General features: G+C 53.4%; 19 protein-coding genes. 6 read left to right on the plus strand and 13 right to left on the minus strand.

The window, feature by feature from the left end; genetic code table 11:
• Nucleotides 1–13: 13 nt before the first annotated feature.
• Genes araG through ELY25_RS14700 form a run of 3 tightly spaced genes read right to left on the minus strand, consistent with a single transcriptional unit; the run spans nt 14 to nt 3,834 of the window.
• Nucleotides 14–1,507 carry an L-arabinose ABC transporter ATP-binding protein AraG gene (araG, locus tag ELY25_RS14690; protein WP_126952016.1) on the minus strand — a complete coding sequence of 498 codons (1,494 nt, stop codon included), beginning with the start codon at nt 1,505–1,507 and terminating at the stop codon, nt 14–16.
• Between the two features lie 38 nt (nt 1,508–1,545).
• The gene (locus ELY25_RS14695) at nt 1,546–2,541 is read right to left on the minus strand and encodes an arabinose ABC transporter substrate-binding protein (RefSeq protein ID WP_126952017.1); all 996 of its coding nucleotides are present in this window, start codon (nt 2,539–2,541) and stop codon (nt 1,546–1,548) included.
• Nucleotides 2,542–2,601: 60 nt separating this feature from the next.
• Nucleotides 2,602–3,834, minus strand: a complete 1,233-nt coding sequence (locus tag ELY25_RS14700) for an aldose epimerase family protein (RefSeq protein ID WP_126952018.1) — start codon at nt 3,832–3,834, stop codon at nt 2,602–2,604.
• 191 nt (nt 3,835–4,025) lie between these two features.
• Between ELY25_RS14700 and ELY25_RS14705 the strand changes: the two genes are divergently transcribed.
• Nucleotides 4,026–4,997: a LysR substrate-binding domain-containing protein gene (locus tag ELY25_RS14705; RefSeq protein ID WP_126952019.1), complete on the plus strand. Its 972-nt coding sequence runs from the start codon at nt 4,026–4,028 to the stop codon at nt 4,995–4,997.
• Nucleotides 4,998–5,030: 33 nt separating this feature from the next.
• Here ELY25_RS14705 and ELY25_RS14710 read toward each other — a convergent pair whose 3' ends face one another.
• From ELY25_RS14710 to ELY25_RS14735, 6 genes are all read right to left on the minus strand, one after another.
• The gene (locus tag ELY25_RS14710) at nt 5,031–6,536 is read right to left on the minus strand and encodes a tripartite tricarboxylate transporter permease (RefSeq protein ID WP_126952020.1); all 1,506 of its coding nucleotides are present in this window, start codon (nt 6,534–6,536) and stop codon (nt 5,031–5,033) included.
• Nucleotides 6,524–7,018: a tripartite tricarboxylate transporter TctB family protein gene (locus tag ELY25_RS14715; RefSeq protein WP_126952021.1), complete on the minus strand. Its 495-nt coding sequence runs from the start codon at nt 7,016–7,018 to the stop codon at nt 6,524–6,526. Before ELY25_RS14715 ends, ELY25_RS14710 begins: the two co-directional genes overlap by 13 nt.
• Before the next feature lie 9 nt (nt 7,019–7,027).
• Nucleotides 7,028–8,014 (minus strand): tripartite tricarboxylate transporter substrate binding protein, encoded by a 987-nt coding sequence (locus ELY25_RS14720; protein ID WP_185856123.1) that lies wholly within the window; start codon nt 8,012–8,014, stop codon nt 7,028–7,030.
• 69 nt (nt 8,015–8,083) lie between these two features.
• Nucleotides 8,084–8,881, minus strand: coding sequence for an HpcH/HpaI aldolase family protein (locus ELY25_RS14725; protein WP_126952022.1), 798 nt, complete (start codon nt 8,879–8,881; stop codon nt 8,084–8,086).
• Between the two features lie 268 nt (nt 8,882–9,149).
• Nucleotides 9,150–10,142, minus strand: coding sequence for a tripartite tricarboxylate transporter substrate binding protein (locus ELY25_RS14730; protein WP_126952023.1), 993 nt, complete (start codon nt 10,140–10,142; stop codon nt 9,150–9,152).
• 128 nt (nt 10,143–10,270) lie between these two features.
• Entirely contained in the window at nt 10,271–11,404 is a 1,134-nt protein-coding gene (locus ELY25_RS14735) for an iron-containing alcohol dehydrogenase (RefSeq protein ID WP_126952024.1), read from the minus strand.
• 411 nt (nt 11,405–11,815) lie between these two features.
• On the opposite strand from ELY25_RS14735, the gene ELY25_RS14740 reads away from it, so the two are divergent.
• The 5 genes from ELY25_RS14740 (at nt 11,816) to ELY25_RS14760 (ending at nt 17,415) form a co-directional block, all read left to right on the plus strand.
• Nucleotides 11,816–13,345 carry a UxaA family hydrolase gene (locus tag ELY25_RS14740; protein WP_126952025.1) on the plus strand — a complete coding sequence of 510 codons (1,530 nt, stop codon included), beginning with the start codon at nt 11,816–11,818 and terminating at the stop codon, nt 13,343–13,345.
• A gap of 28 nt (nt 13,346–13,373) precedes the next feature.
• Nucleotides 13,374–14,342: a GntR family transcriptional regulator gene (locus ELY25_RS14745; RefSeq protein ID WP_126952026.1), complete on the plus strand. Its 969-nt coding sequence runs from the start codon at nt 13,374–13,376 to the stop codon at nt 14,340–14,342.
• Between the two features lie 108 nt (nt 14,343–14,450).
• On the plus strand, nt 14,451–15,329 hold the full coding sequence (locus ELY25_RS14750; protein ID WP_126952027.1) for an NAD(P)-dependent oxidoreductase: 879 nt from the start codon (nt 14,451–14,453) through the stop codon (nt 15,327–15,329).
• A 38-nt stretch (nt 15,330–15,367) separates the two neighbouring features.
• Nucleotides 15,368–16,423: an Ldh family oxidoreductase gene (locus ELY25_RS14755; RefSeq protein WP_126952028.1), complete on the plus strand. Its 1,056-nt coding sequence runs from the start codon at nt 15,368–15,370 to the stop codon at nt 16,421–16,423.
• Nucleotides 16,424–16,506: 83 nt separating this feature from the next.
• Complete coding sequence (locus ELY25_RS14760; protein WP_126952029.1) at nt 16,507–17,415, plus strand: NAD(P)-dependent oxidoreductase; 909 nt, start codon at nt 16,507–16,509, stop codon at nt 17,413–17,415.
• Nucleotides 17,416–17,474: 59 nt separating this feature from the next.
• Here ELY25_RS14760 and ELY25_RS14765 read toward each other — a convergent pair whose 3' ends face one another.
• From ELY25_RS14765 to ELY25_RS14780, 4 genes are read right to left on the minus strand one after another with little or no spacing between them, the layout of a single operon-like run.
• Nucleotides 17,475–18,401 carry a Gfo/Idh/MocA family protein gene (locus ELY25_RS14765; protein ID WP_126952030.1) on the minus strand — a complete coding sequence of 309 codons (927 nt, stop codon included), beginning with the start codon at nt 18,399–18,401 and terminating at the stop codon, nt 17,475–17,477.
• A gap of 59 nt (nt 18,402–18,460) precedes the next feature.
• The gene (locus ELY25_RS14770; RefSeq protein WP_126952031.1) at nt 18,461–19,231 is read right to left on the minus strand and encodes a FadR/GntR family transcriptional regulator; all 771 of its coding nucleotides are present in this window, start codon (nt 19,229–19,231) and stop codon (nt 18,461–18,463) included.
• 31 nt (nt 19,232–19,262) lie between these two features.
• Entirely contained in the window at nt 19,263–20,207 is a 945-nt protein-coding gene (locus ELY25_RS14775; protein WP_126952032.1) for a DMT family transporter, read from the minus strand.
• A 1-nt stretch (nt 20,208) separates the two neighbouring features.
• A complete protein-coding gene (locus ELY25_RS14780; protein WP_126952033.1) occupies nt 20,209–22,011 on the minus strand; it encodes an IlvD/Edd family dehydratase in 1,803 nt (600 codons plus the stop codon).
• Nucleotides 22,012–22,235 lie beyond the last annotated feature (224 nt).

Below are 22,235 nucleotides of genomic sequence, written 5' to 3' on the forward strand. Positions count from 1 at the left end.
CTGAAAAGTCAGCTTACGCTGGCAACGCCAGCCCCAACAATCGCTCCGGCGTGGCAGAATCACGCGACACTATGTCCACCAGTTCACCATCACGCATGACGGCAATGCGATCACAGATGGAACTCACCTCAGCTAGATCACTGGAGATCACCACCACACTCTTCCCCTGTTCGGCCAGGTCGTAGAGCAGCGCGTAAATATCCCTTCGTGCGCCCACATCAATCCCACGCGTTGGTTCATCCATCACGAACAGGTCGATCTCTTCTGCGAGCCAACGGGCCAAAATCACCTTCTGTTGATTCCCACCCGAAAGCTTGCCGATCGGCGTGCGGTGGCCGGGCGTTTTAACGCTGAGTTGCTGAATATAGGCTTCTGCATTGCGCCGCTCGCGACCTGGATGGCGGAAGGCGCCCCAGCGTTTAAAAAAACGCCGACAGCTGATATTAAGGTTGTCAGCCACGCTCGCCACCGGAAAGATACCTTGGGATTTACGGTCCTCGGGGCACATGGCAATTCCCGCACGGATTGCCTCGGCTGGGCTTTTAAAACGTCGCGATTCACCCTTAAAGTGAACGCTGCCAGCTTTGGGGGCCTCGACCCCGCACACCAGCCGTAGCAACTCGCTACGCCCCGCGCCCACTAACCCAAACAGCCCAAACACCTCACCGCGCTTGACCGAGAAGCTCACCGGCGCCTTGAGACCACGCCCCTGAATCCCCTCCACGCTCAAGACCACATCACCTTGCTCACGCGGGCGGTAACCGTAAACATCATCGATATCGCGGCCCACCATTTCACTGACAAGCAGGTCGTGATTCAGCGCTGACATGTCCTCGTGGGTGCGAATATGCTGGCCGTCGCGGAAGATAGTGACCGCATCGCACATCTCAAATACTTCTTCCATGCGATGAGTCACATAGAGCACTACCCGCCCTTCATCGCGCAGCCGCTTGACGATGCGTTTAAGCTGGCGAATTTCCTGAATGGAGAGGCTGCTAGTAGGTTCATCAAAGGCGATCACCTTGGCATCCCGAAGCAGCGCCCGGCCAATTTCGATCATCTGCTGCTGGCCAATCGAGAGCTCACGCACTTTGGTTGAGGGATGAATAGCCCCCTCGCCCAGGTCGGCAAGTATTGCCAGCGCTTTCTGTTTTAACTGGCGGCGATCGATAAACCCATTGCGTGTCGGCAGTTGCCCTAACAACAGGTTCTCGGCCACCGACATGTTGGGTGAGAGGGTCAGCTCCTGGTAGATAATGGCAATCCCTTCACTCAGCGCTTCCCTGGCGTTACTGAACACATGGCGCTGCCCGTTGATCCACAACGCTCCTTCAGCAACCCGGTTAACACCGCTAAGCACCTTGAGCAGGGTAGATTTACCCGCGCCGTTCTCCCCCATCAGCGCATGAACTTGCCCGGTATGGGCGGCGAAACTTACCTTATCCAGCGCACGCACGCCGGGGAAGACGACGCTAATCGCATCGAAACGTAGATAGGCATCAGACATACGTAAGCACCCCATTAGATAGTCCGTGACAAATCGCCTTAAAGGCCTAGCTCTTCACGTACTTCTTCCCAGTTATCACGTGTCATTAGCGTACCGGTCGTTTCAGTGTTGGCCGATGGTTCTTGGTCCTCGGCTATCCAGCGATAAAGATCTTCTGCGGTCTGGCGGCCGTGCATGGTGGAACTGACGGCGACGGTGCCATGAAAGCCGGTCGGGTTATTTCTGGAAAACTCGGCAAACGCCGCGCCCGAACCGTTGATCCCCACGCCGATGACATCTTCCGCCGCCAAGCCGTACTGTTCAGTTGCCCTAACACCGCCAAGTACACTCTCTTCGTTGAGGGCATAAATGACCCAATGCTCGTACTCTCCACGCTGGGAAAGCACTGGCGATGCGGCCGAGAATGCTCCGTTGGTGTCGGTACTCTGCTGAGGTGCGTCGAAAATATTCTCTTCCGGAAAGCCTGAGGCGAGCAGCGCTTGGGTGGCACCGTCAGTACGCTCTACAGCCGTCGGTAGCTCGTTGTTGGTAATACGCAGCGCGCCTACTTCCTGAGGGTCCCAGCCACGCGCTTCCATTTCAGCGGCAATCGCCTCGCCTACCTGCTGACCGATTTTGGTTCCCGACATCCCCAGGTGCGGCACGCCTTCCATCGGCTCACCGCTGGAGGTCACAAACTGATCATCCACGGTGATCACTTTCATGCCGTACTGCTCGGCACGGTTCATAATCGCAGGCCCCAGGCGCACATCGGGTGGGCAAATGACAAACCCTTGAGCGCCCTGGGCGTAGAGGTTATCAATGGCGCTGAGTACTTCCTGACCGTCTTCGCCGCCTAAACGAACCACTTGAAAGCCGAGCTCTTCCCCTACCTCAGTGGCCGCGCGCTGCTCGTTGATAAACCATGCCTGCTCCGGCTTTTTGACGATAAAGCCGATCTTCACGTCGTCACTTTGCGCCTGTACTGAACCCAGCGAGGCCAACATGATTGCGCTACCCAGCGCCAAACGCGTGAAAGTGGTTACGATGCCCATTATTGTGCTCCTGACGTTTTAACGGTTGTTGGTGTTATTGATGCCAAAGGCAGTTGTTGATCAGGTCGAGCCTATATCGTCCTGGACAGAAAAGCGGAAGACTGTGCGCGAACGGTAAGTCTCTCCTGGCTCTAAAATCGTACTGGGAAAGTTGTCCTGGTTGGGCGAGTCGGGGAAGTGCTGGGTTTCCAGCGCAAAGCCAGAGCGCTGCGGGTAGGGTTGGCCACTTTTACCGGTCAGGTCGCCGGTCAAGAAATTACCCGAATAGAACTGAATGCCTGGCTCGGTAGTTTCGATTTCCAGCATCCGCCCGCTTTGTGGCTCCCATACTTTGGCCGCCATCACCAGATCACCGAGTTCCGCGTCACCTCGGTTAAGCACAAAGTTATGGTCATAGCCGCCACCGAAAGAGAGCTGCTCGTTGTCCTGCTCAATCCGCTCGCCAATCGGTGTTGCCTGGGTAAAATCGAACGGCGTACCTTCAACTGGTTGCAGCTCTCCCGTCGGAATCAAGGATTCACTGACCGGTGTAAAGACGTCGGCGTTGAGCATAAGCTGATGATCAAGAATGGAGTCGCTTCCCTCACCCTTGAGATTGAAGTAGCTATGCTGGGTAAGGTTGATGGGCGTTGCCTTATCGGTCTCAGCGCGGTAATCGACGATCAAGGCATCGTCATCGGTCAGAGTGTAAGTCACTTCAGTTTCCAGGCGACCGGGGTAACCTTCTTCGCCATCGTCGCTGGTATAGCGCAGCACAAGCCCCTTGCCTTCATCATTTTCAAACGGCTCGGCCTGCCAAAGCACCCTATCAAACCCTTGTTGGCCGCCATGCAGGTGGTTGTCGCCATCGTTGGTGGCAAGCGTGTAAGTTTCACCTTCAAGCGTGAACTGCCCTTCGGCAATACGGTTGCCGTAGCGCCCTATGATGGCACCGAAGTAAGGGTTAGCCTGTTGATATTCATCAGATAAATACTCGTCCAGCGAGTCGAATCCTAATACGATATCGTCGACATTGCCTTCCCGGTCAGGCGTCTTTAGCGAAAGGATCGTACCGCCATAATTGGCAACTCGCAGTTCAATGCCGTTGGCGTTGGTGAGTTGATAAACGTCCACTTGACGACCATCAGGAAGTTGGCCAAACACGGATTCGGTGACGCCATGCTCTGCTTCACTATTTACCATGGGTTCCTTATCACTTTGGGCCTGGGCCACGTTAATAAATAGCGCTGCGGTTCCTGCACTCAGCAGTAGTATTGAACCAACGCGGCTTGTTTTGGAGCGCATGAGAGGCATGTTATTTCCCCTGTTGAGGACGTTGTTATTAGCTCGACATAGTTGTTCTTGCGCAGCATCGCTTTACTAGCGCGACATGGTCGGCGCTATTACATGCCCTACAGTAGACAGCTCTGCCATAACCAACCAATATGCAAATGCGTCAATTTCGATATCTTTATTGTTATCAGTACTACTAGAAGGCTTATTTCATGGGTGTTCTTGACGAGAACTGGTTTCTTCACGCACGACTAAAGTTGCGTCACTTTCAGCTATTTTTAGCACTTGATGAGCAACGCAACCTGCACCGTGCTGCCGCCCAGCTAAACATGAGCCAACCCGCTGCCTCAAAACTGCTCAGTGACCTGGAAGCCAACCTGGGCGTGCGCTTGTTTGACCGTCAGCCACGGGGGCTAACGCCTAATTGGTATGGAGAGGTGATGATTCGCCACGCGCATAGCGTGCTGTCGGCACTGCGGCATACCGGTGAGGAGTTGACCGCACTACGCGATGGCAACCTAGGCACCGTCGCGGTCGGCACCGTGATGGCACCTGCGGTTACGCTACTCACCAGTGCCATTGAACGTGTTCAGCGAGACCGTCCGGAACTCAAAATCAGTGTGGAAGTAGATGTTAGCAAAGCGTTGGTGCCACGCTTACTGGAGGGAGAACTGGATTTTGCCATCACCCGTATTCCTTCAGGCAGCAACATAGAGCACTTTGTGTTTGAGGAAATCGGTGAGGAGGAGCTGTGTTTTGTCTGCCGCGAGGGGCACCCTTTGGCAGGCAAAACATCCTTGCATCTCACCGATATGGCCGCCTATCCGTGGTCGCTGCAACCACCCGGAGCGCTGATGCGCCAGCGCGTGGACAGTCTGTTTCTTCACCATCAGGTAGCGCCGCCCCGTCAAGTCGTCAACACTGCCGATTTGCTGGTGTCGCTGGCGCTGGTTGATAAATCCGACACCATTACGGTGACCACCCGGGAGACCGCTGACCTGCTCTGCCCGCCGCAGCGCTTTCATCTACTTCCATTTAGCGAAACGCTCAGCGTGCAGCCTTATGGACTAGTAAGTTTACGCCACCAGCGGCTTTCCCCCGGAGCGGCGGCGCTGATGAGCACGCTTCGAGAGGTTATCTCGCAAGCGTCTTTACGCACCTCAACCGCTCCTCAATCAAAGTAGCCACAATTAATTTAAAAGCAGGTGAGCGTTTTATCATAGAGATGCTCGCTCGGATTTTTGCTTCTGATAGCGATAAGCTTTAATCAACAAGGGTGAGCACCACAGCAAAATGACCGCAATGCCAAGCCCGGCGCTGATAGGCCGTGCAAAAAAGCTGGTCAGATCGCCGCCGGTTCTCAGCATGGCACTCATAAAGTTGTTTTCAACAACGGACCCCAGCACCAAACCAAGTATCGCTGGCGCCATAGGGAAGCCATTGACTGCTAAAAGATAAGCCACCAGCCCAACGATTAGCATTAACCAGATATCCACAACGCTATTATTAATAGCGAAAGCACCCACAATGCAAAAGCACAAGATAATGGGCATCAATACTCGGCTGGGTGTCAGAATGAATAACTTTGATAACCTGATAGCCATATAGCCAATAGGTAGCATCATCAGGTTAGCCAAGATAAACACAATGAAAAGTGCGTAGATTAACCCACTCCCGTCCATAAAAATGGTAGGGCCAGGGTTCATCCCTTTCATATACAAAACGCCAATCACAATAGCGGTAATAGAGTCACCCGGAATCCCGAAGACCAGGGCGGGCACCCATGCACCACTGATACCGGAATTATTAGCCGAGCTGGCATCCACAATGCCTTCTATATGACCAGTGCCATATTTAGCGCTGTCTTTTGACCTACCTTTTCCCACACCATATGAGATCCAGGCGGCGATATCCGCACCAGCCCCAGGTAATGCGCCAATCAACGTACCAATTGAGCTGCCACGCAACAAATTGCGCCAATACCGTTTAATGTGTCTAGGCACATTATGAAAAACACTATCATTATCAACAATACTGATAGTTTTTTTCTCGGATTTTGAGCCGTAATAACCCATCAGTTCATTGAGAGCAAACATACCAATCATAACGGGTATGAAATTAATGCCTGCCATAAGGTCTGGCACTCCAAACGTGAAGCGAGGAGCGCCACTCATCATATCCAGCCCTACGGTTGAAAGTAGAATGCCAAAAAGCAGTGAAAGGAATGCTTTTGTTCTAGAGCCTACAGAAATAAAAATTGAGCAGCTTAGTCCCAATACCGCGAGCCAAAAGTATTCGAAAGCACTAAACTTAAGCGCCACTTCCGCGAGTGACTGAGCAACGACGATTAAAATAATGGTGCCAAAAATACCACCAAAAACGGAACAAACTAGATTAATACCTAAAACCTCTCTCGCTCTGCCTTTTTTCGCTAAGGCGTGAGATTCACCCACATAGGCGGCTGACGCCGGTGTGCCCGGAATATTTAAGTACGTACCTGGAATATCCCCCGCAAATATCGCCATAGCCGATGTCGTTACAATGGCCGCGATAGCGGGAATAGTGTCCATGTAAAAGGTTAAAGGTACTAATAGTGCGACAGCCATTGTCGCCGTAAGACCGGGGACTGCGCCAACAAATATACCGAATAATGAAGCTGCCAAAATAACCAAAATGGTATCAAAATTTAAAACCAGCCCCACTCCATTCATTAAAATATCCATGGCAGGCTACCCCCTAATAAAACCCCTTGAGGCAATGGAATAAGCAAATAGTGAGAGAAAATAAAATAAATAGCGGATGACATAACCACAGAGGTTACTAGGGCCACGTGAATCTTTGTTTTTCTCAATAACATGAGCAAAAACATAATGATCGTTATGGTAAGCATTGCTCCCAGGTAATCGCTTGCCAGGATATAAAAGACGATCGCTATGGGGGGCAGCACCATCGCCCAGCTCATTTTTTCAGACGGCGAGGCAGCGAGTGTCGGATTACCCTGTACTTCTTGAACGGCCGCTTTTCTTCTCTGCCATAGCGCATTTAAGGTAAGTACCGCGCCACCGATGCAGAATCCCCCTCCCACAAGAGAGGGGAACAGAGAAGGCCCATACTGAAGGCTGGGTAGAGTAGGAAATTGCTGGGCTGTGATAATCGTCACAATCCCTGCAATCATAAACCCTATGCCGGCGAAAACATCTCTCATTGTCATTCCTTAGTTAGCTAAGCCAACTTGTTTAACAATTTCCCCGAGAATGCCGTCCATCTCTTCCATCATTTGGCCAAATTCTTCCGCATTGCGCCACTCGGTCCCAAACCCTCTCTGCGTCATGAAATCCTGGTACGTATCACTTTGATATGCAGCCTCGAGAGCTGACTCAAGCGTTGCGACCACCTCTGCATCCATTCCTTGAGGGCCGACGATTCCGCGCCACGCACCTACCTGATAGTCACTGCCCACCAGTTCGTTGGTAGTAGGAATATCGGGGAAGGCTGAAAGACGCTCCGGGGCCATGACGGCAAAACTTTTCACGCGCCCAGCATCAATCATTGAGCGAGCTTCGGGTACCGACGTAGACACGACATCTACCCCGCCCGATGCCAGCTCCGTCATCGCGGGCGCCGAGCCTTCGCTTGGAACCCAGATAACTTGGTCGGCAGGAATGCCCTGATCCATCAAAAAGCCCGCGAAAGCGAGATGCCAGATACCGCCCTGTCCGGTTCCCGACGCGGTAAGGCTGCCTTTGGGCTCAGTGCGAATTGCCTCCATTAGCGCATCAAGACTTTCAAATGCGCCGTCTGTCGCGACCTGGATGCCGGGTGAGTCATAGTTGATTTGCGCAATAGGGGTAAGGTCTTCGTAAGTCAAATCCGTCAATCCTTGCCAATGCATGGTATTGACCTCAACGGTCGCCAAGCCAATCGTATAGCCATCGGGCTTTGCGTTAAGTATGGCGGTATGCCCAACTACGCCGCTGCCGCCGGTACGATTCACCACGTTGACGTTCTGACCCAACTCCTCTTCCAAGGCGCGGGCAATGGTGCGCGCTGTTGCATCAGTACCGCCGCCGGCCGCCCAGGGCACAATCAACGTAAGCGGGCGTTCTGGATAATCCGCAAGAACTGAACCAGAGGCTGCCATCGCCGCTGCTGCAATGCTGGAAGTAAGGAGCGTCTTTAGAGAATGGTTTGTAATTGTCATTTCAATGTCCTCTAGTAATTACTTGCCTGCGATTTCTGGTTATAGAGATTGCTTAAAGGCCACCTTATATCAGTACGCTTTTGATGACGGCTGAGGAGGCAACTCTTTATACTGGGCAAGCATTGCCAGCGCCCCCTGACGAAGCAGGCTGATATCAATACCTACCGCAATAAATTGGCAGTCTAACGCCTGATAGCGGCGCGCATCCTCCTCTAATGGCGCCAGAATCCCTACCGGCTTGCCTGCTGCATGAACCGTTTTAATCACTTTCTTTATCGCACTCTGGACATCGGGGTGGCGAGGATTGCCGGGATATCCCATCCCTACCGAAAGATCTGCCGGACCAATAAAAACCGCGTCTACTCCGTCGGTTGTTGCAATCGCTTCTGCCTGTTCAACACCTTTAGGTGACTCAACCTGGACAATCAGACAAAGCGACTCATGCGCCTTATTTAGGTAGTCATCCACGCCATCCCAACGGGTCGCACGCACCAGCCCACCGCCCACGCCGCGTATGCCATGCGGCGGGTAGCGCGTCGCCCGTACCAAGGCGGCTGCTTGCTCAGCGCTTTCCACCATCGGCACCATTAATGTTTGTGTGCCTATATCCAGCAGTTGCTTGATCAACGCAGGGTCATGATTAACGCTACGCACAACAGGTGCTGATGAATAAGGCGCTACGGCCTGCAGCTGGGCCAGAATAGTGGGTACCGTATTCGGGGCATGCTCGCCATCGATCAGCAGCCAATCGAACCCGGTGTTGGCGATTATTTCAGCGGCATACCCCGTCGCAAAGCCAGCCCAGCAACCCCACATGGGTTCGCGCTTGATCAGCATGTTTTTAAAGGGATTAGTGGGCAGTTGCATGCGTTGGCTCCTTTGAAAGGCGGATGAAAACTACTGTCTGAAGATCATCTACATCATTAACTGACCAAGTTTTATGAGCGATGGCTTCTTAAACGCCACGACTTCGTTTATGCCATAAGGCGAATACGGCCTGTTTCAGACATACTCCTCCCGGTGGTGAGGAGGAAAACAAGGGCCATATAAACGTGGCAAATCAGGAAACGATTAAGTAGTGGCGGTTTCTACAACAACAGATTCTATTGTGAGAAACCGCCTATATTGTCGTGCCTCAGTTAGCTAAGCCAACCTGCTCAACAATTTCACCGAAGACGCTATCCATCTCTTGCATCAGTTGTCCGAACTCTTCCGCGTTACGCCATTCGGTACCAAAGCCTTGCTGATCCATAAACCCCTGATAGGTCTCGCTGTTGTAAGCAGCTTCTAATGCTGCCTCAAGCGTTGCCACTATCTCCGGGTCCATGCCTTTAGGACCGGCGATACCTCGCCACTCGCCCACTTGATAGTTAGTGTCGATTAACTCTTTGGTGGTGGGGATATCTGGAAAGCTGGGGATACGGTCAGGCGACATCACTGCAAAGCTTTTAACCCGACCGGCTTCCATCATGGAACGGCCTTCCGGCACAGAGCTGGGTACGATATCAATACCCCCGGATACCAGCTCTACCATCGCTGGCGCCGCGCCTTCACTAGGAATCCAGGTAACCTGGTCGGCGGGAATATCTTGGTCCATCAAAAAACCCGCAAAGGCTAAATGCCAAACACCGCCTTGACCGGTACCTGAGGCAGTAAACGTGCCTTTAGGCTCAGTACGTATAGCTTCGAGCAGCTCTTCAAGGCTTTCATAAGGGGAGTCTGCGGCGACCTGTATGCCGGGGAAGTCATAGTTGATTTGCGCAATCGGCGTAAAGTCTTCATAAGTAAGATTGGTCAACCCCTGCCAATGCATCATGTTCACTTCACCGGTCGCCAGGCCAAGCGTATAGCCGTCTGGCCTGGCATTGATCATGGCAGTATGGCCAACAACGCCACTGCCTCCGGTGCGGTTAACAACGTTGACGTTCTGGCCCAACTCCTCTTCCAATGCACGGGCGATGGTGCGCGCTGTCGCATCAGTGCCGCCGCCCGCAGCCCAGGGTACAATCAACGTAATAGGACGTTCTGGATAATCCGCAAGGGCTGCGCCAGAGGCCACCATAACCGCTGCCGCAATGCTGGAAGTGAGGAGCGTCTTGATCTTGAGAGAATGGTTTGTAATTGTCATATCCACTTTCCTTTAGTCGTTAACTGCCTGGTTTTGATTATCGTTTTTTGAAACTGCCGGGTTCCATCCTTTATTGCTTTCCTGCCAAAAACTTCCTTTATTGCTATTAAGCCGAGAGGCCTTATCACTTAGAAAGCTTCATTAAGCATTTTGAAGAAGTCTTCTCTGGAAGGTGCACGCGGGTTGGTAGCCGTGGAATGGTCTTCCAGTGCCCACTGCGCCACTTGGTCTAGATGTTCTTCCCTCACGCCCATTTCACTCAGGCTGGAAGGCATTCCCAACTTAATATTGAGCTTTTCAAATGCTTCGGCTAAATCGTCATCCTGGGCAAGCCCCATCGCATCTTTGAGACGAGCAAATTTCTCCTCGCAATCAGGCTGGTTAAACCTGAGAACAGTCGGCATTAACACGGCATTGAGCGTGCCGTGGTGAAGTTTTAGCTCATGCAGACCACCTAACGCATGGGATAGAGAATGCACCGCCCCCAACCCTTTCTGAAATGCCATCGCTCCTTCAAGGGCCGCCATCATCATTTCATTTCTAGCGGTTAAGTTAGTGCCGTTTTCAACTGCCTCGACCAGATAGGCACTCGCGCGTTTCAGGCCGTCCAATGCAATCGCTTCAGCAGGAGGATTCACTTTAGGACTTAAAAAAGTTTCAACACAGTGAGCGATCGCATCCATACCCGTTGCAGCAGTCAGGAAAGGCGGTAAACCGAGCGTTAAACGTGGGTCGCAGATAGCGACAGAGGGAATCAGGTACGGAGAAAGAAAACCCAGTTTCCGATCATCTTTCATAGTAATCAGAGAGGCTCGCCCCACCTCACTGCCCGTCCCCGCCGTTGTGGGTACCGCAATCAGCGGCAGCACATCGGCATTGATCCTGGCGACCCCACCCTCAATCGCCGCGTACTGACGTAATGGCGCGGGGTGGTTAAAAAGTAAAGCGACTGCTTTAGCCAAATCAATACTGGAACCACCGCCCACGGCCACAATGCCATCACACTCGCTTTCCCGCAGGAAAGTCAGCGCTTGCTCTACGGCGGCTTCAGTAGGGTTGGAAGGCGTGCCATCGAAAACACAGGCTTGCTCATTAAGGTTCGCAGATTCAATTACCTGCGTAATAAGAGGAGTGCTACTCAGCCCCTTATCAGTCACGAATAAAGGCCTTTTCACCTTAAGCAACTGCAGCTCATTAGCTAGCTCTGCAATCGCGTTCTCGCCGAACTGAACTTTTGTTAAATAGTTGATGATGTAGGGCATTTTAATTTCTCATTATTGTTTTGCTTGAAACCAAATATACATCTTATTTAAAGGTGTCATACAGCATACCTGCATGACAATAGTTCAGTGATGATTTTTTGGCTACTCATGGCTCCTAGAAAAAACAAAGAAAAAATTCACATAAAACATCATTGAATCAGTAAGTTATTTTTCCTCGTCTGTAGGCGATAACTAACCCGTTGGCTACCCGCCTCCCCTGTCCAAAAGGGTTAAATGTTAGATATCTGAAAGCAATCTAGATCAAATGAACATTGCATTCAATGACCATTATATAGGACGATAGTATAATCGACGTACACCGCTTAATTGCTAAAGTGCATCAACAGTGACCGCTTACTAGCTTTCGCATAGCGCTTACCTAAAAAACCAATAATAAGTTTGAGGTAAACGATGGATCTCATTAATTCCCCGTCAGTTATTATTCAGCTCAACCCTCGGGATAACGTGGGCGTAGCCTCAAAAGCGGTACCCAACGGGTTTCCAATTGATAAAAATGGCACATTAGCTAAAGAGAATATCGATGCAGGTCATAAAGTTGCGTTAACTAAAATAAATAAGGATGAGGCTGTTTATAAATACGGCCAGCTGATTGGGATAGCGGCGCAAGACGTAGAACCCGGGGAGCATGTACACACCCACAACCTCACCATGATAGAACTCGATTCCTCATTAAAAGATTTTCAGCCTCACCCGCAAACAGAAACCCAACGTAGCTCACGAACCTTTCAGGGTTTTCAACGTAATGATGGTAGCGTGGGCACGCGTAACTACATTGGTATTTTATCCACCGTTAACTGCTCCGCGACGGTAGCGAAAGCAGCGGCAGACACACTCAATCAGTCTGACGAACTAAGTCAGATGGGGTTCGATGGTGTCGTCGCGATTACTCATGGCTCGGGTTGTGCCATGAACACGGACTCAGAGGGCTTTTCCTTTCTTGAGCGCGTCATCGCAGGTTATGCCCAGCACCCCAATTTTGCCTTCGTGCTTATTATTGGCTTGGGCTGTGAGACCAACCAGGTCAAAACACTCGTCGCAAAAAAAGGGTTAGAAGACGCTTCGCGGCTTGCTTACTTTAATATTCAGGATGCGGGAGGAACTCGCACCAGTATTAAAACCGCGTGCGATCACATCATGCAGATGGCTGCTCAGCATGGGCAGATGCAGCGTAAACCTGCATCCCTAGAGCACCTGGTGGTTGCGCTTCAGTGCGGCGGTTCAGACGGTTATTCAGGGATTACGGCGAATCCCGCGCTTGGCCACGCGGCTGACCTTATCGTGCAACATGGGGGCAGCGTGATTCTTGCGGAAACTCCCGAGATTTACGGCGCTGAGAACCTTTTGATAGACCGCTCTATCAATGAAAACGTCGCGCAAAAACTGCTTGATCGTATTACATGGTGGAAACATTACACCGAAATAAATGGTGCTGAGTTAAATAATAACCCGTCACCCGGCAATAAAGCGGGCGGGCTTTCGACGATTCTTGAAAAATCCCTTGGGGCCGTTGCGAAAGGCGGCAGCTCAAGCCTTAACGATGTGCTGCACTATGCCGAGAAAATAACCACTCGTGGCTTTAATTTTATGGATAGCCCGGGGTACGACCCCGTTTCTGTTACCGGCCAAATCGCCTCTGGGTCAACGGTTGTCTGTTTTACTACCGGACGGGGATCGGTTTCAGGTTTTAAACCCGCGCCCTGCCTGAAGCTCGCAACCAATACCTCCATGTATGAGAAAATGCATGAGGACATGGATATAAATTGTGGCGTTATCGTCGATGGCACTGCCAGTGTAGAAGACGTCGGGGAACAGATTTTTGAGCGTATCATCGCCATTGCCTCAGGCGACATGAGTGCTAGCGAGTCACTGGGTTATGGTAGTAATGAGTTCGTTCCCTGGTTGGTAGGTGCCATCACCTAATCGTATATTGAAAGGCAACTAACTAACCATGACACAAACGCTGCGCGACCAGCTCTATACGGCTCTTAAGCAGGGTATTGTTGGAAAGCGTCTAGAACCCGGCCTTGTGCTGCTTGAAGGGAATATAGCCGAGCTGTTTGGTATCAGCCGCTCCCCAGTTCGCCAAACCCTGAGCCGGTTGCATGAAGAGCAGTATATCTGCCGCTTTGAGGGGCGCGGCTATCTGGTGGGCGCATCGCCACACGAGATAGTACGGCGCACTCTCAGTGAAAATGATTTCAACCAGCGTGGCCACATTCCCAAAGTTGATCGAACCGTTTCCTGGCGCGCCCACATCGACAGCGTCGAGCATGCCATTGTTCTATGCTCGATCAAAGGCGCCTTTGAGCTCAATGAACTTCAGCTTTCCAAATCGCTGAATGTTAGTCGCACGGTTACCCATCAAATCCTTCTCCATTTGCAGTCCATCGGCCTGGTCGAAAAGTTTAAATACAATAGTTGGAGTGTGGTCCCTTTAGATGACAAGCGACTACACAACCTTTATGAGGCACGCCGCCAGTTAGAGCCTTATATGATTGCGCGTGCCGCTAATCATATTTCAGAAAGTGCACTCAACGGCTATATTGCCAAACTCAAACACGCCGCAGACAGTTACCCCGATATTAAAGGCGAATTACTGGATGAGTTAGAAAATGACCTTCACCACACAGCCGTCAGCTTGGGTGATAACCAAGAGGTAATGAATATGCTACGGCGCACTCATCCTATCTTATTAATCAGTAAACATCTGCTTGGGCGGGTACTTAAACTTCCCGATCAAGATCCTTTTTTTGATGAGCACTTATGGGTATTTGAGAAAATACTTCTGCAAAAGCCTGATCAGGCTGCAAAATTATTAATGGCTCACTTGGAGCGCTCAGAATCTAAAGTACTTGAGCGTCTTATCAATTTCAGAGAATCAGGTGATATCAAAATACCGCTTTATCTACGAGGATAAGCAAAAGCAGATTATTGCCTCAACAAGAACAATAAAAGCGGTTTAACAGCTCGTCTAAAAGCGCCATGCAATATTTCAACAGTCTACTAACCGTTAGAGGAACCAACAATGACAACTTCACGGTCTATCGGTTTTATTGGCACCGGTATTATGGGTGCTCCTATGGCAAGACGCTTGGCCAAAGCAGGACACCAGGTGCGCGCCTGGAACCGGACAAAAAGCAAGGCCGACAGCCTGGAAACGGTGGGTGTCGAGACAGTGGAAAGGCCTGAACAGGCAGTAACCGAAAGCGACGTCGTGATCGTTATGCTCAGCTCGGGGCCTGTGTGTGATGAATTGCTGCTAGGTTCAGCTGGCCTGCTCAACGCCATGCAGCCCGGTGCCACTCTGATCGTCATGAGCTCTATCCCGGTCGAGACAGCACGCCGCCAAGCGGAGGAGGCCGCAACGTATCAGATTCACTACTTGGACGCGCCGGTATCCGGCGGTGAGCAGGGAGCGATTGACGGCACTCTGGCCATTATGGTGGGCGGCGATTCAGAAAGCTTTAAAGCCGTCGAGCCTATCCTCTTGGCGCTCGGCAGACCGGTACATGTGGGCCCAGCGGGCAGCGGTGAGCTGGTCAAGCTCGCCAATCAGATGATCGTGGCCAATACCATTGCCACGGTAGCCGAAGCCATATTACTGGCGGAGCAAGGGGGAGCTAACCCGGCACAGATGCTTAATGCGCTTGAAGGAGGCTTTGCCGACTCGACCATTCTACGTATCCACGGCCAGCGCATGATCAAGGAAGATTTCACCCCCGGCGGGCCGTCGAAATGGCAATTAAAAGACACCCAGACTGCCATGGCCTTAGCCCAAGAATTGCAGCTTAAGCTACCCGTATCCTCATTGGTCAACGGGCTTTATGAAGCGCTTATCGCCCAGGGAGAGGGTGACCTCGACCATAGCGCCCTGATACGCCAGCTCAGACGCCACAATCAATAAACAATCCGTCCACCCATAACGCTGGGAAAATAAACACAATGAGCCAATGTTACGATGTTCAGGAAATAACGCGATTCAGCACTGACTTACTTTTAGCAGCCGGGCTCGATGAGGATAAAGCCAATGCCGTCGCTGAGGTACTGGTGGAAGGCGACCTGATGGGCCATACCACTCACGGGTTACAGCTTCTCGCCCCTTATCTTGAGGAAATCCAGTCAGGCCGTATGCCCATCACCGGTGAGTATGAGGTAATTTCTCAACGCTCCGCCGTACAGACCTGGGATGGCCGTTACCTACCCGGGCCGTGGCTGATCCTCAAAGCCATGGAAGCCGCGGAATCCATGGCGCGCTCCTGCGGTACTGGTACGGTGGTGATTCGGCGCTCTAACCATATTGCCTGCCTGGCTGCCTACTTAAAACGCGCCACCGATCAGGACCTTGTGGTGGTGATCGAGTCATCCGACCCGGCGACTAAATCCGTTGCCCCCTATGGCGGTTTAGAGGCTACCCATACGCCCAACCCTATCGCCGTGGGCTACCCGACTGATTCAGGCCCTGTCCTTTTAGATGTCAGCACATCCATTACCACCAATGGCATGGTGGGGCGGCTTAACAAGCAAAATAGCCGCTTGCCTTACCCGTGGCTTAAAGACAACCAGGGCCAAGCGACCGATCGCCCCGAGGTACTGTTCGACGAGCCCAAAGGCAGCATTATGCCCATCGGCGGGCTTGACCACGGCCACAAGGGTTACGCACTAGGACTCATGGTGGAAGCCTTGACGTCTGGCCTGGCTGGGTTCGGGCGCGTCCAGGCGCCTACGCAGTGGGGTGCCTCAGTCATGGTGCAGGTGCTGGACCCGGAAGCCTTTGGTGGGCTTGAAGCGTTCAAGCGCGAAACCGGCGCACTGGCCGATGCGTGTCGTAACAATCCAGTCGCCGAAGGCGATCCTCAGGTACGTATTCCTGGAGAGCGCGGGCTCGATTTACACAAGCGCTACTCACAACAAGGCGTTCCGCTTCCAGAGGGCGTTCCCGAAGCGCTTCACGATTGGTCAAAGCGTTTAGGCGTTGCTTTCCCCCAAGCACGCCAGTAAACGCTTTCTGCTTAGGTTTATGGTCAAGTACAGGTAAGTGAGCGTTATCTAAGATGTAATCAAATAACTGATCGGAGGTCACCATGAAACAGGAACGTATCGGATTCATCGGGCTCGGCTTAATGGGCAAGGAAATGGCCCGCAACATAGTGCGTAACGGCTACCCGCTAAGCGTTATGGCGTACCGCAATCGCTCGCCTTTAGAAGTGCTCTCTGCCGAAGGGGCAGTTGAAGTCGTAAGCGCCGCCGAGATGGCCAAAACCAGCGATATTGTGTTTATCTGCGTCAAGACGTCTGAACAGGTCAGCGAGATTGTGACCGGAACTGATGGTTTGATGGCAGGGGCCCATGAAGGGCTGATTATTGTCGACTGCTCTACGGCGCATCCTGAATCGACCGAGCGCCTTGCTGAAACCGTCGCGGAGCACGGAGTCACCCTGGTTGATGCACCGCTAGCCCGCACGCCGCGCGAAGCCCGTGAGGGGCGGCTCAATGTCATGCTGGGAGGCGATGCCTCAACAGTTACGCGCATTACGCCGGTCATTGAAAGCTTCGCCGAGAACATCTTTCATGTGGGTGCGGTCGGGTCAGCGCATAAGTTGAAGCTGATTAACAACTTCCTGTCGCTGGGTGCAGCGGCGCTGGTTAGCGAAGCCGCTACCATGGCTGCTGGAATGGATGTCCCGCAGAATAAATTGCTGGAAATCTGTTCTCAGGGTGGCGCCAACAGCGCCATGCTAGCTCCGGTTATGGAGTGGGTGCTGCAGAAAGAGTGTACGAAATTGCAGTTCAGCCTCGGAAATGCAGAAAAGGACATGCGCTATCTGGCTGAAACGTTAACCGAGTACCGGTTAACGTCCGACATGCTTCCCCCACTTTGCGAGTTCCTGAAATTCGCTCGAAATGATGTGGGGGAAGAGAGCTTCGTTCCCCAAGCTTACGACAGCTGCATGCAGCGTAATGGTATGGGTTCAGACGGCAACAAGCACTGAGATAGACGCTAGGCTACCTCGCCATCGCGGCTTAACTTTCCACCGCAACTTGGCCACGTTCACTCTACAAACGCGTCGGTAGCCTCGCGGTGGCCATATAAAAACGCGTCAGCCACCTGGCGTAGTGGCGCTACATCCACGTCACTACGCCCACTGGCGACAAGTTCAACAAAGTGGTTATAAAGGCCTGCATACTCCCGCTCCTCCTCATCCACTATCAGCTCATCGTCAATCAGCAGACGCCGCCCACCCAGAGTCAGGCTCAAACGTCCTTTATCCGTATCGACGTGAATATCCCAGATTTGCGGGCCGGTTTGGCGAAAATCAAAGACCGCCTCAATCTCGGCACCGTCTGGATCGGTAAAAGACAGCTCAGCGGCAATCGGGGTCTGGCAATTCGTCGGCACCCATAACTGTGCCTGGCGCAGGAAAAACGCCTGGGGAAGAATAGTGGTGACGATCGAAAGCGCGTTGATACCTGGATCAAATACGCCCATGCCGCCCGGTTGCCATATCCACGCCTGACCTGGGTGCCATACCCGTACGTCTTCTTTCCACTCGATCTCGACGCGCTGAACCTGGCGCCCTGAAAGCCACTGTTTGGCTTTTGCAACGCCTGGGGCAAAGCGTGAGTGCCAGGCGGCAAACAGACTAACGCCCTGCTCGGCAGCCAGTGAGATCAAGCTTTCCACTTCACTGAGTGTGGCCCCGGGCGGCTTTTCCAGTAGCACATGTTTGCCACGCAGTAACGCTAGGCGCGCCTGTGAGTAACGCAAATGCGTCGGCGTACAGATGGCCACGGCGGTTATTTCTGGATGGGCATCAAGCATCGCGCCCAAGTCTTGATAGCTGGGAACATCCGGCAGCATTGCATGTGGATCTGCCGTGGCGACAAGTCGGCAGTTAGGAATGGTGGCTATCGCCGGGAGATGCTGGTCGCGAACGATTTTGCCCACACCTACTAGGCCGAGGTTGAAGTCAGACATGTGCTTGCCTTCGTTTTAATGTGAAAGGTTTTAATGTGAAAGCTTAACGAGAAATAGATTCAGGGAGCAGTGTGGGGCAGCTCAACGCTGCGCCCTAATGAGCTGACGCTATGCTCAAGCCCCAGCGCTTCTGCCGTCCCTGCCAATACCGCTTGGGCCGCAAGAAACGCCTCGCGGGGGCGACGCAGGCGAATACTTTCCATCAGCTGGCGATGACGCTCCAGGCTCTCTTCCGGATCAGAGGCGCTTTCGTTCGACATCGAGACCAGCAGGTAGATCGAGGGCCGCAAGATATGCGACAACTGAGCCCAGACGATATTGTGGGTCGCTTTGAAGATCGCCTCGTGGAAGGCAATATCACATTCGCTGTGTAAACGCCGCTCCTCTTGGCAGGTCGCATTGCGCAAGTTCTGGCCAAGCCCTTCAAAGGCCTCTTCGATGGCCACTAAGTCACGCGCCTTGGCGCGCTTGGCAGCGGTCATTGCCACATAGGGTTCAACATCCAGGCGAAACGCGAGGATTTCGCGCTGGATATCAGGATTGGGGGCCGCATAACGAGTCAACCAGTCGGTCACCTGAACATCGAGAATATGCCACTCTGAGTACTCGCGCACCTTGGAGCCGTGGCCTGAGATACGCTCAATAATGCCCGCCTCCACCAGTTGGCGCAGATCGCTACGCACCGCCGAGCGGTTAATGGCAAAGCGTTCGCATAGATCCAGTTCACGCGGCACAAAGTCGCCAGGGCGATAGCGCCCGCCGAAGATCTCCTCGGCGAGGTATTCAGCGATACTGGGGCGAGCCAGCGGCTTACTGAGAGATGATGTCACTGCGATAAGACCCTATTTCAATTCCAGCCAATCATAGCGTACTTGACCGGTCTACTGTGACGGGCGGCGTCGTTTCAAGCCCTGCACGCTGCCTAAGCTCCAGCCGCCGTTCATAAAGGCCTTTAGCGCTTAGCGTGCCGAGCACCAAGGCGCCGCCCACCATGGCGACAGGTGCGGGCTGTTCGGCCAGGATCCACCAGGCCAGTAACGTGCCCACCACGACTTCCAGCAACAGCAGCAAGCCCACTTCAGCGGAAGGCAGATACAACGGCCCACGCTGCAACAGCGTGACACCGCAAGGCACAATGAACAGACAAAGCAGCACCACCACCGCGAGTTGATTTGTGGCGGGTAAGGACGGCTCGCTCCCCGCCAGCCAGAAAATCCCTGCGGTGCTTCCCACAATAAGTCCGTTGAATACCAGCATCGGGCTCATATCCACACCCGGCCGCGTACGACAGAGAGTAAAATTAATCGCCAGAGTCGTCGCCGTCACCAAAGCGAAAGCGTTACCTACCCAAGAGCCTGCGCCTGAATCATCTAACGCAATCATGGCGACACCTGCCATGCACAAACAGATCGCCAGCCACGTGCGTCGGGGCAAACGCTCCTTGAGAATGACCCAGGAAAGAATTGCCGCGATCAGCGGCGCGCTGGCCAGTATCATCAACACGTTGCCTGCTTTGGTGTACTGATTGCCAAGCACAAAACCGCAGGTTGTCAGGCTGAACAGCAGCGCCACGGCGATGCCGGTCCAGCCGCAGCGGCGATAAGCCGCCAACGTGCCGCGGCCATAACGGGCCAGGGCGATTAACAAAAAACCCAGCGCGGAGAGAAAACCGCGCCACATGAGAATCTCGGCATCCGGCAGGTCGGCTACCTTGATCAACAAGGCATCCGGCGCCATGATCATCGCGCCACCACCGGTCAACAGTAGTCCCTGCTGGCGATGCGACAAGGCACTAAAGCGGCTCATGCTAGTGGTTGTCTCTGGGCGGATGCTGGCGGGCCACATCGCGGTACTTGGTCGCAGATTCTAACGTCATGCCGCGATCCAGCGGCTCGACCATGCTGCGCTGAATTTCTTGCCAAGGGGTCTGGTGGCCTGGATAACGGTAGCCGCCCTGCTGAGCCAAACGCTCGCGGCGGGCTTCCAGCTCACTGGCGTCAATCAGCAGCTGCACCTCGCCACGCTTAAGATCAACCCGCAGCCGGTCGCCGCTTTCAAGCAGCGCCAGCCCGCCCCCGGTGGCCGCTTCTGGAGACGCGTTGAGAATCGACGGCGAGCCGGAAGTGCCCGACTGACGTCCATCGCCCAGACAGGGCAGCGACTCAATCCCCTGTTTGATCAGCGCCTCTGGCGGCTGCATGTTGACCACTTCGGCACCTCCGGGATGGCCCACCGGGCCTGCGCCACGCATCACTAGAATGGTGCGGGCGTCGATATTCAGCGCCGGGTCATCGATACGGGCGTGATAATCCTCCGAGCCATCAAACACCACCACTTTGCCCTCAAAGGCTTCAGGGTCGTTGGGATCATTCAAAAAGCGCTCACGGAAATCCTGGGAGATAACGCTGGTTTTCATCAGCGCTGAGTCGAACAGATTGCCCTTGAGATTAAGAAACCCTGCGTGGGCCACCAGCGGATCGGCGTAGTGACAGATCACGTTAGGATCCTGAGTTTCCCGGCCCTGCAGATTATCGCCCAGAGAGCGGCCATTCACCGTCAGCGCATCGCTGTGCAGTTTGCCGGCCCCCTGCAGCTCATGAAGGATCGCGGGCACGCCCCCCGCACGGTGAAACTCTTCACATAGAAAAGCACCAGCGGGCATCACATTGGCCAGCAACGGAATTTCGTGGCCCAAGCGCTGCCAGTCGTCGTTGTTCAGCTCAACGCCTGCATGACGGGCGATAGCATTAATGTGTACCGGTGCGTTGGAGGATCCCCCCAGCGCCGAGCAGGCCACAATGGCGTTTTCAAACGCTTCGCGGGTCAGAATATCCAGCGGGCGCAGATCTTCCCAGACCATATCGACGATTCGTACGCCGGTGTCATAGGCCGCCATCGCACGCTCTTTATAGGGCGCAGGGATGACCGCCGAGCCCGGCAGGCTCATTCCTAATACCTCAGCCATGGAGTTCATGGTGGACGCCGTGCCCATGGTATTGCAGTGACCAATCGAAGGCGCTGAGTCGCTAGCACGGGAAAGAAACTCTGCGTAGTCGATATCTCCCGCGGCCAAGCGCTTACGCAGCTCCCAGATAATCGTCCCCGAGCCCACCCGCTCGGCGCCCCGCCAGCCGTTTAACATAGGCCCACCGGACAGCACAATGGCGGGGATATTCACCGTTGCCGCGGCCATCAGCGCGGCTGGGGTGGTTTTGTCACAGCCGGTAGTTAGCACCACACCATCCAACGGATAGCCATGGAGCACTTCCACCAGCCCCAGGTAGGCAAGGTTGCGATCCAACGCCGCGGTAGGCCGCCGCACATTTTCATGAATAGGATGCATGGGAAATTCAAACGGCACGCCACCCGCCGCGCGAATGCCGTCTTTAACCCGCTTGACCAGATCAATATGGTGACGGTTGCACGGGGTTAAATCAGACCCTGACTGGCAGATACCAATAATTGGTTTACCGCTCGTCAACTCATCCAACGTAATACCGTAATTGAGGTAACGCTCAATACACAGCGCCGTGGTGCCGGGGTGGTCAGGGTTATCGAACCAGTAACGTGAACGCAACTGCTCAGGAGTTATACGATGAGGGTTGGCCATGGCTACGCTCCACGCCTAAAGTAAAGGTAAAACGTCAGTAGGCGTGCCTAAACCACTCAACCGGCCCTACCAACATTCTCAATGAAATAATCTCCTTTCAACGCAAGGAGGGGGTCGCCATGACGGTACGCGTTCTTCACAGCGCCGTCGATACATACAAAAGTATATGTTGAACATATACTCAAAACGTTAGACATTCAGTCCAAGGCTGCGGTGCTATCCCA

The sequence above is a fragment of the Vreelandella populi genome (assembly GCF_003989825.1).
Taxonomy (GTDB): domain Bacteria; phylum Pseudomonadota; class Gammaproteobacteria; order Pseudomonadales; family Halomonadaceae; genus Vreelandella; species Vreelandella populi.